This window comes from Bradyrhizobium sp. GW821-FHT12B03 (assembly GCF_058807535.1).
Genome location: NZ_JBXAQU010000022.1, coordinates 36,567 through 53,938, shown reverse-complemented (window position 1 = coordinate 53,938; position 17,372 = coordinate 36,567). Strand labels below are relative to the sequence as shown.

Genomic DNA, 17,372 nt, shown 5'->3' with positions numbered 1-17,372 from the left:
CGCGCTCTTGATACGTCTGCCCGCCCATTCATTAGGTTCACTGTTTCAGGATTTTTCCATGGCACGGTCGCGGCCACTTCCAGGCCGAGGCGAGTTCCGCAAAAATCCGTCAAGCGCGGCGCGTGCTGCGGCTGCTAATCATCCACCATTTTAACTGAGCGGTTGATAGCGGTCAGCTTTTGCTTCCGCTTTGGATCGAGGCGGCGCTTTATCCCGGCCCCGCATCCGCCCAAGAAAATTGCTAAGCACGTCCGACCATGGCCCTGACTGATTCGAACGTTCTCAAACTCGCGCCTGACGCAGGAACTCCGACCTATCGGAGCGCGCCGCATAATATCGAGGCTGAACAGAGCCTTCTGGGCGCGATCCTGGTCAACAACGATGCCTTCTACCGCGTCTCCGACTTCCTGGAGGCGAAACATTTCTTCGAGCCGCTGCACCAGACCATCTACGAGACCGCCGGCAGCCTGATCCGGATGGGCAAGATCGCCACGCCCGTCACGCTGAAGACGTTCCTGCCCGCCGATACGGATGTCGGCGGCATGACCATCGGGCAATATCTTGCGCGGCTCGCAGCCGAAGCGACCACCATCATCAACGCCCAGGACTATGGCCGCACCGTCTACGACCTGTCGTTGCGGCGCGACCTGATCGGCATCGGCGAGGACATGGTCAATGTCGCCTATGACGCGCCGGTCGACTTCGCACCGCGGGCGCAGATCGAGGACGCCGAGCGGCGTCTCTACGAACTCGCCGAATCCGGCCGCTACGACGGCGGCTTCCAGAAATTCTCGCAAGCGCTGACGGTCGCGGTCGATCTTGCGGCCAAAGCCTTCCAGCGCGACGGAAAGCTGTCGGGCATCTCCACGGGCCTGCGCGACCTCGACACCAAGATGGGCGGCCTGCAGCACTCCGACCTCATCATCGTCGCGGGACGTCCCGGCATGGGCAAGACGTCGCTGGCGACCAACATCGCCTACAACGTCGCCCAGGCCTACGTTCCGGAACTCCAGGCCGACGGCACCATGAAGGCCGCCAATGGCGGTGTGATCGGCTTCTTCTCCTGCGAAATGTCGGCCGACCAGCTCGCCACGCGCATCGTGGCCGAGCGCACCGGCATCCCCTCCTCCCACATCCGCCGCGGCGGCATTTCCGAGGCCGATTTCGAGAAGATCCGCCAGGTCTCGATCGAGCTGCAATCGTTGCCCTTCTATGTCGACGCAACCGGCGGTCTGTCGATCGCGCAGCTGATGGCGCGCGCGCGCCGGCTGAAGCGCCAGAAGGGCCTCGATCTCCTCGTCATCGACTACATCCAGCTGCTGTCCGGCTCGGGCAAGCGCGCCAGCGACAGCCGCGTGCAGGAAATCACCGAGATCACGACCAGCCTGAAGGCGCTGGCGAAGGAGCTCAACGTCCCCGTGATCGCGCTGTCGCAGCTGTCGCGTCAGGTGGAATCGCGCGACGACAAACGGCCGCAGCTCTCGGATCTGCGTGAATCCGGCTCGATCGAGCAGGACGCCGACGTCGTGCTGTTCGTGTTCCGCGAGGAGTATTACCTCGCCATGAAGGAGCCGCGTCCCGGCACCGAGGAACATGCCAAATGGCAGGCCGACATGGAACGCACGGTCGGACGGGCCGAAGTCATCATCGGCAAGCAGCGCCACGGTCCGACGGGCACGGTCGAGCTCCACTTCGACGCCTCGGTCACGCGCTTCGGCGACCTTGCGCATGACGGCCAGTTGCCGGATCGCAGCGAGTACTAAGTTCCTTTGCTGGGTTCCCCGGGTTGAACCGCGCGGGGCTCTTGCGTAAAACGACGCCATGACAATGGCGTCCGACCCGAAAATGATCCCGCAATCCGGCCTTCTCTCTGCGGAGGCCAATCAGGCTGCCGCGCTCGCAGCCTTCGGCGGCGTGCTCACCGTTGATCTCGACGCGATCATCGCCAACTGGCGCAAGCTCGAGAAGACGGCGGTGCCGGCCGAGTGCTCGGCGGTGATCAAGGCCGATGCCTATGGTTGCGGCGCCGCGCAGGTCTCTCGTGCCCTCAACAAGGCCGGCTGCAAGACCTTCTTCGTCGCCACCATCGAGGAGGCGCGCAAGGTGCGCGCCGCGGTACCGGAGCCGACCATCTATGTGCTGGGCGGCTATTTCCAGAACACCGGCGAGCACTACGCCCAGATCAATTGCCGTCCGGTGATCGGCGATCTCAACGAGCTCGCCGAATGGGACGTGTTCTGCCGTCGCACCGGCTGGAACGGAGGTGCAGCTATTCACATCGACACCGGCATGAACCGGCTCGGGCTGACGCTTGCGGAAGCGCAGGCCATCATCCCCCGCATCAATGCCGGCGATCACGGCATCACGCTGGTGATGAGCCATCTGGTCTCGGCCGAGCAGCTCAACAGCCCGGTCAATGCAAAACAGCTCGCGGCCTTCCGCGGCATCGCCAGCGAATTTTCCGGCGTGCCGGCGGCGCTCGCCAATTCCTCCGGCATCTTCCTCGGCGCACCTTTCCAGTTCGACCTGGTGCGGCCGGGCGCCGCCCTCTACGGCGTCAACCCGACGCCGGAGGCCGACAATCCGATGCAGTCGGTGGTCGACCTCAAGGCGCGCATCGTGCAGATCCGCAATGTCGAGCGCGGCGAGAGCGTCGGCTATGGCGGCACCTGGACCGCGCGGCGGCCGACCAAGCTTGCGATCATCGCGGTCGGCTATGCCGACGGCTATTTCCGCGCCGCCAGTTCCAACGACGGCACGCGCGGCGCAGAGGTGATCGTTGCCGGCAAGCGCTGCCCGGTCGCGGGCCGCGTCTCGATGGACCTGATCGCGATCGACATCACCGATCTGCCGCCGAACGCGGCACGGCGCGGCCACATGGTGACGTTGATCGGCGAAGGCATCACCGTCGACGAGCTCGCGCATCATTTCGGCACGATCGGCTACGAGGTGCTGACCAGCCTCGGCGATCGCTACGCCCGCATCTACAAGGGCGGCAACGTGGTCGAGCCGCTGGAGCGGCCGGCACCGGCGCGGACCGCCGAACAGCCGCCCGCACCGCCGCCGGTCGAGCAGCCGGCCGCCCCGCCGCCGCTGCCGAGCTGAGCCGTCAGCCGCTTACTTCTTCTTCCTGTTGTCGAGCGCCGCCTTGCAGGTCGCGCTGAGCTGGTCGCGCTTGCCGTTGAGGCAGGCGACGATGCCGCCGCCCGGGGCGATGCCGGCGCAGAATTTATCGTAGTCCGCCTTGCACGCGCCGCGCGGATCGGACGATTGTGCCGAAGCCGCTCCGGAGATCGCGGCAACGACGACGAAAGCAGCAAAGTTCAACTTGGACATTGTATCTCCGGTGACGGAAGGCAGGAGCCGCTAGCTCTACATGAAGATCGCGACGTTCAACATCAACAACATCAATCGCCGCCTGCCCAATTTGCTCGCATGGATGCGCGCGGCGAAACCTGATGTCGTCGCGCTTCAGGAATTGAAGGCAAGTGATGGCGAATTTCCGGCGGCAGCCATCGAAAAGGCCGGCTATGGCGCAGTATGGCGTGGACAAAAGACCTGGAACGGCGTCGCCATCCTCGCCCGCAATGCCGAGCCCATTCTCACCCGCGACCGCCTGCCCGGTGACCGCGACGATCACGAGGCGCGCTACATCGAGGCCGCCGTGCGCGGCATCATCGTCACCAGCATCTACCTGCCGAACGGCAATCCGCAGCCGGGACCGAAGTTCGACTACAAGCTCGACTGGTTCGCGCGGCTGAAGCGTCACGCCAGGACCTTCATCAAGCAGGATCTGCCCGTCGTGCTCGCCGGCGACTACAACGTCGCGCCTGATGAGATCGACATCTATCCGACCCGCTCATGGGACAAGGATGCGCTGATCCAGCCGAAGAGCCGCGCGGCCTTTGCCTCGCTCGTCGAACAAGGCTGGTATGATGCGATCCGCGAGCTTCATTCGGACAAGCGCATCTACACGTTCTGGGACTACAAGCGGAACCGCTGGCCGCGCGATGCGGGGCTGCGGCTCGATCATCTGCTGCTCAGCCCCGCCCTCACCCCGCGCCTGGCCAAGGCCGGCGTCGACAAGAAAGTTCGCGGCGAGGACGGCGCCAGCGATCACGCGCCGGCGTGGGTGGTGCTGCGGTGACCCCTCACCACAAATTCTTGCCGTCGATCACGTTGACCGGCACGGCCTCCAGATCGAAATCATCGAACAGGCGCGCGTTGACGCCGACCCTGGGATTGTCGAAATCGGGCTTGCCGGTCGACCAGTCCGGCGATTCCGAATAGGTGCCGCAGCCGCAGTTTGCGCAGAAATGGTGTTTGACCGTGCGGCTGCCCCACAGGTAGGTCGCGACGTTGTCCGGCGGCGAGAGCAGACGAAACTGCGCCGGCTTGTAATAGGCCCACAACGCGCCGCGCTTGGCGCAGAGCGAACAGGTGCAGCGCGTCACGCTCGAGGGCGCCTCCGTCACCTCGAACACCGTCTCACCGCAATGACAGCTTGCCTCGATCGGCATGACCCACTCTCCCCGTTTGTCAGGAGATGCTCGTAGCCGGCCGCTGCTGCCAACATGCTGTCAGCAGCAAGGCGCCTCCCGCACTCCGGCAAGCCAAGCGTTGGCGGCGTCCGGGGTGACCAACAAAAACACGAAAAACAACCCCATGCACAGTAGCCGCCCCTCATCGATTCAATGCCTTAGCAGGCACCCTGCCGAAACCACCTCGCCCCGCTGCCCGGCCGCGCGATCTGACCTCTTGACCGCGGCTACCTTGGTCAGCATACTGGTCTGACCAAGATCAGACCAAAAGAGACCGGGATGGAGCTCAAGCGGGCCACTGAGGGCGAAAAAGGGTTCGAGAAGGTGTTCGCCTTCTTGCGCGAACGCCTGCTTGCGGGCTCGCTCAAGCCCGGCGACCGCCTCATCTCCGAACGCGAGCTGGCCACCCTCCTCGGCGTCAGCCGGCCGATCGTGCGCGAGGCGCTGCGCGCCCTCACCGTGCTCGGCATCGTCGAGATCCGCGACCGCATCGGCACCGTGGTGACCCGGCCTGATGTCTCGGTGCTCAACGACTTCTTCACCTTCGCGCTCGCCCAGCAGGCGGACATGCTCGACGACGTCATGCAGGCGCGCGTCGCGATCGAATGTCAGGCGATCCGGCTCGCCTGCGAGCGCGCCAACATCGCCGATTTCGAACGCCTCCAGCGCGCGCTTGCGAAGATCGGAGAGACGATCGACGAGGCCGATGCCGGCGGCATGGCCGACTTCGAATTCCATCGCACGATCGTCGTGGCGTCGCATTCGGAGACCCTGACGGTGCTCCACAGTTCGATGGCGGGCCTCTTGACACATTCGCATCGCAGCCGCCGCGAGCTGGTGCAGGCGTTCCCGTCGATGAAGACGTATCTCATCGACGACCACCGGCGGATCTTCGACGCGGTCATCGCGCGCGATCCGGAACGCGCGGACGCGACGCTGCGCAAGCATTTCGCCATCGGCGACGAGTACCGGCGACGGGCCGTCGTCGGCGACGTCGACAAGACCACCGCCTCAGGCTGATCGCGGCAGACCAGTCAATCAAGCGGCCAATCGACCAAGAAACGGACTGACAACATGGGACGGAACGACAAGGGCAATGTCGGCTTCATCGGCATCGGCACGATGGGCCGGGAGATGGTGCGCAACCTCTTGACGGCCGGGCACCCGGTTCGCGTCTTCGATCTGAACGAAGTTGCGCTGACCGACAGCGTCAAGGACGGCGCCGTTCGCGCCGGCAGCCCTGCCGATGCCGCGCAAGGCGCCGACATCGTCATCACCATGCTGCCCGACACGCCCCATGTCGAGGCGACCGTTTACGGCGAACAAGGACTCCTTAAATCACCCCCGCCCGGCAAGCTCATCGTCGACATGAGCACGATCTCGCCGGTCGCGGTCCGCCGCATCCATGCCGACCTGCAAAAAACTGGCGTCAGCTTCATCGACGCGCCGGTCTCGGGCGGCCCGGTGGGCGCCAAGAACGCCGCACTCTCGATCATGGCCGGCGGCGATGCCGACGCGTTTGCCCAGGCCGAGCCGTTCTTCCGGGCGATGGGCACGACCATCACACATGTCGGCGCCTCCGGCGCCGGCCAGACCGTCAAGCTCTGCAATCAGTTGATCTGCGGCATCAACATCCAAGCCATCTGCGAGGCACTGGCGCTCGGGCGCGCTTCTGGCCTCGATCTCAATCTGCTGCGTCGCGTGCTGCTCGGCGGCTCCGCCGCCTCCTGGATGCTCGACAAGCTCGGCCCCGCGATGATCGCGGGCGACGTCTCCGCCGGCTTCCGGATCGATCTCCAGCTCAAGGACCTCCGTCTGGTGCAGGAACACGCGCAGGCGCTGAACGTGCCGTTGCCCGGCACCGCGCTCGTCACCAGCCAGTATGTCGATGCGCGCGCCCATGGCGAGGGCAGCAACGGCAACCAGGCGCTGTTCCGCGTCTATGACCGCATGACCAACCAGACAACCGGCTGAACCAACGGCGATGAGCCTCCAACTCGACTTTCCCGCAGTGCTGGAGCGTTGGCCGAGCTTTGCCGCCGGCGCGGCGCTGACACTGGAGCTTGCGGCCTTCGCGACGGCACTCGGCGCCCTCCTCGGCACGCTCGCGGCGGTCGGCCGCGGCGCGCACAGCACGCTGATTGCAGGCGCCTGCAAGGTTTATGTCGAGTCCATTCGCAACACGCCGCTGCTGGTGCAGATATTCCTGGTCTATTTCGGCCTCGCCAGCCTGGGGATGAAACTCTCCGCCTTCACCGTCGCCGTGGCCGCGCTGACGATCAATGTCGGGGCCTACACCGCCGAGATCATGCGCGCCGGTTTCGAGGCGATCCCCCGCGGACAAATCGAAGCGGCCGAAGGCCTGGCGCTCTCGCGCCTGCAGATCTACTGGCACATCATCCTGCTGCCGGCGATCGAGAAGGTCTATCCCGCGCTCACCAGCCAGTTCGTGCTGTTGATGCTGGCCTCCTCGGTGTGCTCGCAGATCTCGGCCGAGGAGCTCACCGCGGTCGCCAACTACATCCAGTCCGACACCTATCGCGCGTTCGAGACCTACATCATCGTCGCCGTCCTCTACGTCATCCTGTCGCTGGTGATGCGCGCGGGATTCTGGGGCCTTGGCCTCGTGCTGTTTCCGCGCCGGCGCCGGCTCGGCACGCCGTTGTGAGATGACCATGGGCGGACATCTCAACATCAATCACCTCATGTTCCTCGGCCAGGGTGCGCTTTGGACGATCGGGCTATCGGTGATCGCGCTGATCGGCGGCGGCATCGTCGGCTTCGTGATCGCGCTCGCGCGGATATCGCCGCTCAAATCGGTGCGGATCGCCAGCGCCGTCTACGTTCAGCTCGTCCAGGGGACGCCACTGCTCGTCATCCTGTTCCTCGGCTATTTCGGCCTTGCCGCGATCGGCCTCAAGGTCTCGCCGCTCGCGGCCGCCGGCGCTTCGCTGACGCTCTACGTCGCGGCCTATCTCGGCGAGATCTGGCGCGGCTGCATCCAGTCCGTGCCGAAGCCGCAATGGGAGGCCGCCGAGGGCCTGGCGCTGAGCCGGACCCAGCGCATGATGAAGGTGATCCTGCCGCAGGCGATCCGGATCGCGACGCCGCCGACCGTCGGCTTCATGGTGCAGATCATCAAGAACACCTCGCTGGCTTCCGTCGTCGGCTTCGTCGAGCTGATGCGCTCGGGCCAGATCGTCAACAACTCGCTGTTCGAGCCGTTCGCCATCTACGCCATCATCGCCGTCGTCTATTTCGCCATGTGCTATCCCCTGTCACTGTTCAGCCAGAAGCTGGAACGGCGGATGGGGCGTGGCCGGTCCAACCTCGCGCCAGCCTGACATGCAGCAAAACGCTCCTTCCTCCGAACCAATCGTGTCGCTCCGCGACGTGCAGAAGAGCTTTGGCCCGCTCCGGGTGCTCGACGGCGTCTCCTTTGCCGTCGAGCGCGGCGAGGTGATCGCCCTGATCGGCCGCTCCGGCTCCGGCAAGAGCACGGCGCTGCGCTGCATCGACCGCTTCGAGAAAGTCGATGCCGGCGAGATCGTCGTCTGCGGACATCGGGTCGACCGTCCCGACGTCGATCTGCGCGCGCTGCGCCAGGACGTCGGCATCGTGTTCCAGAGCTACAATCTGTTTCCCCATCTCACGATCGAGCAGAACATCACGCTTGCCCCCTGCGCCGTGAAGGGCATCGCCACGTCGCAGGCGAGGGATCTCGCGCGAAAGGTGCTGGCGCAGGTCGGGCTTGAGGAGAAGCTGCACGCCTATCCCGAACAGCTGTCCGGCGGCCAGCAGCAGCGCGCGGCGATCGCCCGCTCGCTCGCCATGCAGCCGAAGGTCATGCTGTTCGACGAGGTCACTTCCGCACTCGACCCCGAGCTCACCGGCGAAGTGCTCAAGGTGATCGAGCAGCTGGCGGCCGACGGCATGACCATGGTGATGGTCACGCACGAGATGGGCTTTGCCAAGGGGATCGCCGACCGGATCGTGTTCATGCATCGCGGCAAGGTCCACGAGACCGGACCCGCCTCGATCCTGACGTCGCCGACGACACCCGAGCTCACGCAATTCGTGGGCACGGGAAACTTAAAATCATAACAGGGAGAGGAGAACCAGGGATGACAAAGACATTGAAGGGGACCGCCGCCGCATTGTTTGGCCTGATCGTCATGACGGCAACGCCGGCATCGGCCGATCTGCTCGACGACATCACGCAGGCCAAGAAGATCCGCATTTCGACCGACCTCGCCATCCCGCCCTCGGGCATGATGGATTCCAGCATGAAGCCGACCGGCTCCGACGTCGAAGTGGCCCAGATGCTCGCCAAGGACTGGGGGCTGGAGCTCGAATTCATCCAGACCACCGGCGCAACGCGCATCCCGAATGTCCTCACCGGCAAGGCCGACATCATCATCTCGACCCTGTCGGTGACGGCCGAGCGGGCCAAGGTGATCGACTTCACCAAACGCTACGCGACGCTGCAATCCGACATCGGCTGCCTGAAGTCCTCGGCCGTCAAGGACTGGCCCGACCTGAAGGACAAGTCGATCGGCGTCTCGCGCGGCACGACGCAGGATACGACCCTGTCCAACATGAAGGACAAGGACCTCAAGATCGCCCGTTACGACGACGATGCCACCATGGTGACGGCAGCCGTGTCCGGCCAGGTCGACTGCGTCGCCTCGTCGGCGACGATCATCAACCAGATCGGCGTGAAGAACCCCTCGCGCGTGTTCGAATCCCGGATTCCGCTGGCGACCTTCGACCTCGCCATCGGCCTGAAGAAAGGAGAGCAGCGCCTGATGGACAAGCTCAACGCCTGGATCACCGAGAACGTCAAGAACGGCAAGCTCAACGCGATCTACAAGAAGTTCCACGGGGTCGATCTGCCGGCCGACATGCGTAGCTGAACCAGAAAGAAGCCGTGACAGCCGTTTCGCGGCTGTCACGGTCAATGAACAATCAAGAGGGATATTACATGCGTCTCGTCATCGGATCCGACCACGCCGGCTGGCCGCTCAAGCAGACCGTCATCGACCACATCCGCAAGCTCGGCCACGACGTCGTCGACGTCGGCTCCCATGACGACAAGCCGGTGGACTTCCCCGACATCGCGCGCGCCGTTGCGCAGAAGGTCACGTCGGGCGAGGCGGCACGCGGCATCATGGTGTGTGGCACCGGCGTCGGCGCCTCGATCGCCGCCAACAAGATGAAGGGCATTCGCGCCGCAGTCTGCCACGACGTCCATTCGGCCCATCAGAGCGTCGAGCATGACGACGTCAATGTGATGTGCATCGGCGCACAGATCGTCGGCGCCTGGCTCGCCGTGGATCTCGTCTCGTCCTATCTCTCCGCCGAATTCTCCACCGACGAGGATTTCCGCCGCCGCGTGGAAAAGCTGCGCATCATGGACGAGCAAGGCTGACGGCCTGTCCGCCATGATCCTGGTGTTCGGGTCGCTCAACATCGATCTGGTCGCGCAGGTGCCGGTCATTCCCGGTCCCGGCCGCACGGTGCTGGCGCCGTCCTACCAGACCCATTTCGGCGGCAAGGGTGCCAATCAGGCCGTGGCCGCCGCGCGGATCGCAGGACCGGGACAGGTCCGGATGGCGGGGCGCGTCGGCCGGGACGGATTCGGCGACAGCGCGATCGAGAACCTCCGGGCAAACGGTGTCGACACCGATCTCGTAGTCAGGACCGACGAGCCAACCGGCTGCGCCTTCATCACGGTCGATCAATCCGGCGAGAATGCGATCACGGTGGCGAGCGGCGCCAATCTGGCCGCAAGTGCTGGTGACCTGCCCGCCGCGCTGTTTCGCCCCGACACGGTGCTGGTGCTTCAGATGGAAGTTCCCTTTGCGCAGGCGCTCGAAGCGGCGCAGCGGACGACGTCGGCCCGCGGCACCGTCGTCTGGAACCTTGCGCCCGTCCCCGACAAGATGGCCCGCGAGATGGTGTCCGAGCTTCTCGCCGTCACCGACTATCTTCTCGTCAACGAGCATGAGGCGATCGACGCCGCCACGGCCCTCGGCCTCGCTCCGCCCGACTACGAGGCCGCAGCCGCCGAGCTCGGCAGGACCGGCGACCTCACCTGCATCGTCACCGCAGGCGCGCAAGGCGCGCTGGCCGTGACGGCCGATGGCGCCCGTTTGCGCGTCCCCGCCCCGCGCATCACGCCGGTGGACACGACCGGCGCCGGCGACACCTTTGCCGGTGCGTTCGCTGCGATGATCCACGAGAAGGTTCCACTGCAAACTGCGCTTCAGGTCGGATGCGAAGCGGCGGCCCAAAAGTGCCTCACGCCCGGTGCGCAGGCCGGCATGCCGATGCGGGCGAAGATTCCGTCTCTCGCCTAGCCTCGTCCACCGCTACACTGCTCCGATTCCCGGAGCCGCGCCCTTGGCCTTCCTCTTCGTCCTCACCGTCGGCCTCATCGCCGGCACCATCTCAGGCATCGTCGGCACCGGCTCGTCGATCATGCTGATGCCGGTGCTGGTCTACGCCTACGGGCCAAAGGAGGCCGTGCCGATCATGGCGGTGGCCTCCGTGATGGCGAATTTCTCGCGGATTCTGGCCTGGTGGCGCGAGGTCGACTGGCGGGCCTGTGCGGCCTATTCGGTGACGGGCATTCCGGCCGCAGCGCTCGGCGCACGTACGCTGCTGGCGCTGCCCTCGCACGCCGTCGATCTTGCCATCGGCGTCTTCCTGATCGCGATGGTGCCGGTGCGCCACTGGCTCGCCCGGCACGACCTCAAGGCCAATCTCTGGCACCTCGCAATCGGCGGGGCCGTCATCGGCTATCTCACCGGCATCGTGGTCTCGACCGGCCCGCTCAGCGTGCCGCTGTTCCTGTTCTACGGCCTGAGCAAAGGTGCGTTCCTGGCGACCGAAGCCGCCGCCTCGCTCGGCCTCTACTTCGCGAAGTCGGTGACGTTCGAACGCTTCGGCGCGCTGACGCAGGAGATCTTCATCAAGGGCCTGATCGCAGGCTCCTCGCTGATGGCCGGCGCTTTTGTCGCCAAGCGCTTCGTCATGCACCTGAAACCCGAGATGTTCCGCATGGTGATGGATGCGATCATGATCGCAGCCGGGCTCTCGATGCTCTGGAACGCGACCCAGCCCTAGGCGCACCGCGCTCAGGCGGCGAATTCGGGCGCGATCGGCGGACTGTCGAGGCGGATGCGGCCCTCGACGGCCTGCCCCTCGAGCGATTGCAGCACGGCGGCGAGCGGCTGCGGCCTCTGATAGAGAAAGCCCTGCCCGAACCTCACGCCCATCTCGCGCATGGCCTGGGCCTGCTCGGCCCGCTCGATGCCTTCGGCGACCAGGGTCAACCCCAGCGTGCCGGCCAGCGATGCGATGACCCCGACGATCGCCTTGTCTTCCGCGCTGTCCGGAATCTCGCTGATGAAGGCCTTGTCGATCTTGACCTTGTCCAGCGGGAAACGCCTGAGATGGGCGAGCGAGCTGTAGCCCGTGCCGAAATCGTCGAGCGCGATGGTGGCGCCGAGCCGCCGCAGGCGATGCAAGGTCTCGGACGCGCTGGCAATGTTGTTGATCAGCGACCCCTCGGTGATCTCGAGCTCGAGCATCGATGCCGCAACGCCGAACCGCAGGCAGGTCTCGCGCAGCTCGGCGGCAAGCGAATGGTCGGCGAGCTCGGACGGCGGCAGGTTGATCGCGATCCGGATATCCGACCTGCCGGCGGCGGCCAGACGTTGCAGCGCGCGGCAGGCGTCGGCCAGCACGTAGCGCGTCAGCCGCGCATTGTTGCCGCTGCGCTCGATCAGCGACAGGAATTCGCCGGGACCGATCACGCCATATTCAGGGTGGCGCCAACGAATGAGCGCCTCCAGGCCGACGACGCTCTGGCTCTCGAGGTCGACCTGGCTTTGATACCAGACCTCGAACTGCCCCTCGTCGAAGCCTGCGGGAATGGCAAGCTCGATCTCCCTGCGACGGCGGTAGTGGCGCTGGAGCGTCTCGTCCAGCACTGCAACGGTGCCGGGCGCCTTGGTCTTGGCATGGTAGAGCGCGATGTCGGCCAGCGCCGGCAAATGCGACAGCTCGGGATCGCCGGCACGGCGGACGGCAAGGCCGATGCTGGCGCGCGGCACGACCTGCTTGTCGTGCAGCCGGATCGGCTCGGAAATCGCATCCAGCAGCTGGCGCGCGAAGGCCTGCGCGGTCGCCTCATTGCCGACCTCGGGGCGGATGACGACGAATTCATCGCCGCCGAGCCGCGCGACCCAGTCCCGCGGCTCGACCGCATCGCGCAGGCGTTCGGAAATGTGCACCAGGAACTTGTCGCCGGCGTCGTGACCGAAAGTGTCGTTGATGCCCTTGAAGTCGTCCAGATCGATGAAGCAGAAGGCGATCAGGGAATCCGGCGAGCCGGCATCGCCGCTCAAGGTCACCAGGCGCTCGGACAGCGAGCGCCGGTTGGGCAGGCCCGTGAGCGGGTCGTGCGACGCCATGTGGCCGAGCCGGTCGAGCGCCCCTGACGTCGTGTGCTGCATCGCGTTGAAGGCGTGCGCGAGCTGGCCGAATTCATTGGACGATCTGATGTCCGCCGGATAGGCGCGGCCGTCTTGCTTGCTGCGCTGGATCGCCGACATGATCGCGGCGAGCGGCTTGCCGATGAAGATGTTGGCCGAGATCCGCATCGCGACCATGGTCGCGAGCGTTGCGAGCAGGCCGACGATCAGCAGCAGCATCAGACGGCTGCCGGTGTCGGCATAGACTGTCGCGTAGGAATAGGCGATCGCGATACGTCCGGCCTGCACGGCGATGTTGCCGTTGCTGTAGTTGATCGGACGCGAGACTTCGGCGACCGCCGCCTGGTCCGCCGGACGCGCCACCACGCGGGCAATCGCAACGCCGGTGTCGTCATAGACGGCCGCCGCCGCGATGGTCTCGTCGTGCATGATCTCGTTGAGCACGCCCGTGACCTGGTCGTAACGCATCTTCCAGAGCGGCTCGGCGATCAGCTCGGCACGGCTCTCGGCGGTGCGGGCGATGCGGGCGTCGAGCTGCCTGATCTGCGACCAGAAGCTCGAGACCTCGACGCCGGCGGAGGCAAGCAACTGCACCACCAGCAGCACCGGCACGGTGGCCCAGATCATGGCGCGGACGACCGAGCGCGAGCGCGGTGGCGCTGGCTGCGCGTTGCGATCCGGACCGGTCATCGCCTCACCATCGCGCATCAATCACCGGCGCCGTCCGAACGCGCCAGGGACGAGATGAGCGCATCGAGGGAGAAATCATACTGGCCGCAGCGTCCCACCTTCGCCCGGAACCGTGCAAAATCGATCCTGTCAAAGGCGCGCGTCGCGATGAGGTCCCCGACCGAAGCGAGATTGTCGCGCGTGATCGCGGATGTCTTGACCTCGACGCGGGGGGAGACGGCGGCAAAATCGCAACCATCGGCGTAGTCGCGGAGCAGGACGATCGACCAGCCGCCGAGCAGGAAATGCCCGCCGTCGGTCAGGAGCAGACGGCCGGCCTTGATCTCGCGCAGCGCATCCTCCGACCAGTTGAGGCCGACCACCTCGATGTTCCGGCCGGGCATGAGGCCGGCAGCGGCGGCGGCGCGAAGCGCGCCGAGCGCCATCGGATCGTTTCCGGCCCATATGCCGGCGGGCCGGATCTGCTTGCGCGAGGCCCAGCTGAGATAATTCGCCGTGACCTGCTCGGCTTCGGACTGCGTCCAGTTGGCGAACAGCAGGCGATCCACCACCACATCGGGCGCGGCCGCCACCGCGAGCGCGAGCCCGGCGTTGCGGGCGATCGAGGCGGGCGTGATCTCGTCGCCGCCGATGCCGAGAATGTGGATCTTGCCGTCCGGGCTCTGCCATTTCTCGGCGCGCGCCGCGCTGATCAGCGCGTTCGCCATCCGCGCGCCCGCGGTCTGAAGATCGGTCGTGATGTCGCCGAGCCAGGTCTTGAGCGTCCGGCGCGGCGGTCCGAGGCGAGCCGCATCCCCGCCGATCAGCGTGTTCGAGAGCAGCAGCGTCTTGACCCCGGCGGCCTCGGCCGCCTCCAGGATCGGTACGGCGGCGGATTCCTCGTTCGAGAGAATGAGGAAGTCGGGCTTGTCGGGACGTGCCACGACGCCGAGCCCGAGCTCCTGCATGGTGCGGTAGTTGCGCTCGCTGGTCAGCACCTCGACTTGCGCATCGAGCTTGCGGCCCGCGGCCTGCATGGTCTGCGCGACCATGTCCCAATAGACCTCGCCGGTCTTGCCGGGGTTCACGAAGACGATGTTGAGGGATTTGGCGTCGGCCGCGACGACACGGCCGGCGGGCGCCAGAACGCCGCAGGCCATGCCCGCAGCGAGCAATATCCGCAAGAATATCGTCATTCGTTCCGCCACCCCGTATTGGTTCCGAAACTGGCCCCGCGTCCGCTAACATTTGGCAAAGCCCGGCGCGGTGATGCGACCCAGAACTAACAAAGGATGTACCGGTTGCGTCGAATTGCGATATTGAGCGCGCGGGCGGTCGGCCTCACCGCCCGCCATTCCGTGCTATCAGCAGGCAGCAAGACCTCCGACTCAACCGTCCCATGGCCAAGAACACGCTTTCCTTCGTCTGCCAGAACTGCGGCGCGGCCTATAACCGCTGGCAGGGAAAGTGCGAGTCCTGCGGCGAGTGGAATACGCTCGCCGAGGAGGACACGACCGGCAGCGTGCCGGTGTCGATCCGCTCCAAGCGCAAGGGCCGGACGTTCGCGCTGGAGAGCCTGTCGGGAAAGACGCCGGACGCGCCGCGCCTGTCCTCCGGCATGACCGAGCTCGACCGCGTCACCGGCGGCGGCTTCGTCCGCGGCTCGGTGCTGCTGGTCGGCGGCGATCCCGGCATCGGCAAATCGACGCTGCTGACGCAGGCAACCAGCCTGATGGCGCGCACCGGCCACCGCATCGTCTACATCTCCGGCGAAGAGGCGGTCGCGCAGGTGCGCCTGCGCGCCGAGCGGCTCGGCCTGTCCGACGCACCGGTGCAGCTGGCGGCCGAGACGTCGGTGGAGGACATCGTCTCGACGCTGTCGGAAGGCACGGTACCGCGGCTGATCGTGATCGACTCGATCCAGACCATGTGGACCGACACGGTGGAATCCGCACCCGGCACGGTAACGCAGGTGCGCGCCTCGGCGCAGGCGCTGATCCGCTTCGCCAAGAAGACCGGCGCGGCCATCATCCTGGTCGGCCATGTCACCAAGGACGGCCAGATCGCCGGCCCCCGCGTGGTCGAGCACATGGTCGATGCCGTGATGTCGTTCGAGGGCGAAGGCTCGCAGCAATTCCGCATCCTGCGCGCGGTCAAGAACCGTTTCGGCCCGACCGACGAGATCGGCGTGTTCGAGATGACAGGCCTTGGCCTGCGCGAGGTCACCAACCCCTCCGAGCTGTTCCTGTCGGAGCGCGATCTCGGCACGCCCGGCACCGCGGTGTTCGCGGGGATCGAGGGCACGAGGCCCGTCCTGGTCGAATTGCAGGCGCTGGTCGCCCCGACCTCGCTCGGCACCCCGCGCCGGGCGGTGGTCGGCTGGGACCCGAGCCGGCTCTCGATGGTGCTGGCGGTGCTGGAGGCCCATTGCGGGGTCAAACTGTCCGGCCACGACGTCTATCTGAACGTCGCAGGCGGCTTGCGCATCCACGAGCCGGCGGCTGATCTCGCCGCCGCCGCGGCACTGGTGTCGTCCCTGGTTAATGCGCAGTTACCCACGGACGCGGTCTATTTCGGCGAGATTTCGCTCTCCGGCGTGGTCCGCCCGGTGGCGCAGACCCCGGCCCGGCTGAAGGAAGCTGCAAAACTCGGCTTCCAGCGCGCCGTGCTGCCCGAATCGGCCCGGGGCGAGACCGGCGGCGACGCCGGACTGTCGCTCAACGCGGTGAACAGCCTGACGACATTGGTGGCCGAGATCGCCGCCCGCGGCTCCCGCCGGGGCGAATCCGGCGGTTCGGCAGAGAAAAATGCCACACCGGCAAGATTCCGCCGCGGAGAGGGTTAGGTGGAGGTGACGTCCACGGCCCCCGCAGCTATACAGCCGTCACAAAAGCAGCATGGGATTGCGTGGTTGCGGCCTTGCCGGGAACGCCGTCTGCCCCTCTTTTAGGGCGGCGGCCAAACACCGATTCGCTGAGCACCTTTGAGAGTACGAGCGGACCAGACCAGCCGATGCCAGTAACACTCCTCGACCTGATCCTGCTCGGTGTGATGCTGATTTCGGGCCTGCTTGCCATGGTCCGCGGCTTCATGCGCGAAATCCTGTCGATCGCGGCCTGGGGCGCGGCGGCGATCGTGACGCTGTATTCCTTTTCCAAGCTGCTGCCGACCGCAAAGACCTATTTCAACAACGACACGGTCGCGAGCGTGGTCGTGGTTGCCGGCGTGTTCGTGGGTACCCTGGTCGTGGTCTCCGTGATCACCGTCCGGATCTCCGACATGATCCTGGATTCGCGGATCGGCGCGCTGGATCGCACCCTCGGCTTCCTGTTTGGGCTGGCTCGCGGCCTTTTGATCGTCGTGGTCGCCTTCCTGTTCTTCACCTGGCTGGTGCCGGACAAGCAGCGCCCGGACTGGGTCACGGGAGCGAAATCCCGCGTTGTGCTCCAGGGAACCGGGGATTGGCTGATGGCCCTCTTGCCCGACGACCCCGAGAACACCATCTTGAAGAGATTCAAGAAAAACAAACCAGATGATGATCAAGCTGATTCCGAGCAGCAGCCTTCGGGCAGTGGCGACGGATACAGTAAACCTGCTCGTGACAGCCTGAAAAAGCTGATCGAGAAACCTGCGGCGCGTTGATTAGGCCCTAATAGAG

General features: G+C 65.7%; 17 protein-coding genes and 1 pseudogene. 14 read left to right on the top strand and 4 right to left on the bottom strand.

Annotated features, from left to right (window positions below):
- The first annotated feature begins 257 nt into the window (after positions 1–257).
- Together AC1RUR_RS31895 and alr are read left to right on the top strand one after the other, a co-directional pair.
- Positions 258–1,763 carry a replicative DNA helicase gene (locus AC1RUR_RS31895; protein ID WP_492851457.1) on the top strand — a complete coding sequence of 502 codons (1,506 nt, stop codon included), beginning with the start codon at positions 258–260 and terminating at the stop codon, positions 1,761–1,763.
- Between the two features lie 64 nt (positions 1,764–1,827).
- A complete protein-coding gene (alr, locus tag AC1RUR_RS31890) occupies positions 1,828–3,105 on the top strand; it encodes an alanine racemase (protein ID WP_492851666.1) in 1,278 nt (425 codons plus the stop codon).
- Positions 3,106–3,117: 12 nt separating this feature from the next.
- Here the strand turns inward: alr and AC1RUR_RS31885 are convergent, their stop codons facing one another.
- On the bottom strand, positions 3,118–3,336 hold the full coding sequence (locus AC1RUR_RS31885) for a cysteine rich repeat-containing protein (protein WP_492851455.1): 219 nt from the start codon (positions 3,334–3,336) through the stop codon (positions 3,118–3,120).
- A 40-nt stretch (positions 3,337–3,376) separates the two neighbouring features.
- Here AC1RUR_RS31885 and AC1RUR_RS31880 point away from each other — a divergent pair, with 40 nt between their 5' ends.
- Positions 3,377–4,147 (top strand): exodeoxyribonuclease III, encoded by a 771-nt coding sequence (locus AC1RUR_RS31880; protein WP_492851453.1) that lies wholly within the window; start codon positions 3,377–3,379, stop codon positions 4,145–4,147.
- Positions 4,148–4,151: 4 nt separating this feature from the next.
- Here AC1RUR_RS31880 and AC1RUR_RS31875 read toward each other — a convergent pair whose 3' ends face one another.
- Positions 4,152–4,520 (bottom strand): GFA family protein, encoded by a 369-nt coding sequence (locus AC1RUR_RS31875; RefSeq protein WP_492851451.1) that lies wholly within the window; start codon positions 4,518–4,520, stop codon positions 4,152–4,154.
- Between the two features lie 300 nt (positions 4,521–4,820).
- Between AC1RUR_RS31875 and AC1RUR_RS31870 the strand changes: the two genes are divergently transcribed.
- The 9 genes and pseudogenes from AC1RUR_RS31870 to AC1RUR_RS31830 all read left to right on the top strand — a co-directional run bounded on the left by AC1RUR_RS31870 (position 4,821) and on the right by AC1RUR_RS31830 (position 11,672).
- Positions 4,821–5,561: a FadR/GntR family transcriptional regulator gene (locus AC1RUR_RS31870; protein ID WP_492851449.1), complete on the top strand. Its 741-nt coding sequence runs from the start codon at positions 4,821–4,823 to the stop codon at positions 5,559–5,561.
- Between the two features lie 27 nt (positions 5,562–5,588).
- Positions 5,589–6,515 (top strand): annotated as a pseudogene (locus AC1RUR_RS31865) (NAD(P)-dependent oxidoreductase); the annotation flags it as partial.
- A gap of 10 nt (positions 6,516–6,525) precedes the next feature.
- Positions 6,526–7,209, top strand: coding sequence for an amino acid ABC transporter permease (locus tag AC1RUR_RS31860; protein WP_492851447.1), 684 nt, complete (start codon positions 6,526–6,528; stop codon positions 7,207–7,209).
- A 7-nt stretch (positions 7,210–7,216) separates the two neighbouring features.
- Positions 7,217–7,885 carry an amino acid ABC transporter permease gene (locus AC1RUR_RS31855; protein ID WP_492851445.1) on the top strand — a complete coding sequence of 223 codons (669 nt, stop codon included), beginning with the start codon at positions 7,217–7,219 and terminating at the stop codon, positions 7,883–7,885.
- 1 nt (position 7,886) lies between these two features.
- Positions 7,887–8,645 (top strand): amino acid ABC transporter ATP-binding protein, encoded by a 759-nt coding sequence (locus tag AC1RUR_RS31850; protein WP_492851664.1) that lies wholly within the window; start codon positions 7,887–7,889, stop codon positions 8,643–8,645.
- A 20-nt stretch (positions 8,646–8,665) separates the two neighbouring features.
- Positions 8,666–9,457 (top strand): transporter substrate-binding domain-containing protein, encoded by a 792-nt coding sequence (locus AC1RUR_RS31845; protein WP_492851443.1) that lies wholly within the window; start codon positions 8,666–8,668, stop codon positions 9,455–9,457.
- 68 nt (positions 9,458–9,525) lie between these two features.
- Positions 9,526–9,972, top strand: a complete 447-nt coding sequence (rpiB, locus tag AC1RUR_RS31840) for a ribose 5-phosphate isomerase B (protein ID WP_458157157.1) — start codon at positions 9,526–9,528, stop codon at positions 9,970–9,972.
- Between the two features lie 13 nt (positions 9,973–9,985).
- A complete protein-coding gene (locus tag AC1RUR_RS31835; RefSeq protein ID WP_492851441.1) occupies positions 9,986–10,903 on the top strand; it encodes a ribokinase in 918 nt (305 codons plus the stop codon).
- 43 nt (positions 10,904–10,946) lie between these two features.
- On the top strand, positions 10,947–11,672 hold the full coding sequence (locus AC1RUR_RS31830; protein WP_492851439.1) for a sulfite exporter TauE/SafE family protein: 726 nt from the start codon (positions 10,947–10,949) through the stop codon (positions 11,670–11,672).
- 11 nt (positions 11,673–11,683) lie between these two features.
- Here the strand turns inward: AC1RUR_RS31830 and AC1RUR_RS31825 are convergent, their stop codons facing one another.
- Complete coding sequence (locus AC1RUR_RS31825) at positions 11,684–13,753, bottom strand: putative bifunctional diguanylate cyclase/phosphodiesterase (protein WP_492851437.1); 2,070 nt, start codon at positions 13,751–13,753, stop codon at positions 11,684–11,686.
- Entirely contained in the window at positions 13,753–14,910 is a 1,158-nt protein-coding gene (locus AC1RUR_RS31820) for an ABC transporter substrate-binding protein (RefSeq protein WP_492851435.1), read from the bottom strand. Before AC1RUR_RS31820 ends, AC1RUR_RS31825 begins: the two co-directional genes overlap by 1 nt.
- Before the next feature lie 203 nt (positions 14,911–15,113).
- Between AC1RUR_RS31820 and radA the strand changes: the two genes are divergently transcribed.
- Together radA and AC1RUR_RS31810 are read left to right on the top strand one after the other, a co-directional pair.
- Complete coding sequence (radA, locus tag AC1RUR_RS31815; RefSeq protein WP_492851433.1) at positions 15,114–16,559, top strand: DNA repair protein RadA; 1,446 nt, start codon at positions 15,114–15,116, stop codon at positions 16,557–16,559.
- A 167-nt stretch (positions 16,560–16,726) separates the two neighbouring features.
- A complete protein-coding gene (locus tag AC1RUR_RS31810; protein WP_011086837.1) occupies positions 16,727–17,356 on the top strand; it encodes a CvpA family protein in 630 nt (209 codons plus the stop codon).
- The last annotated feature ends 16 nt before the right edge of the window (positions 17,357–17,372 follow it).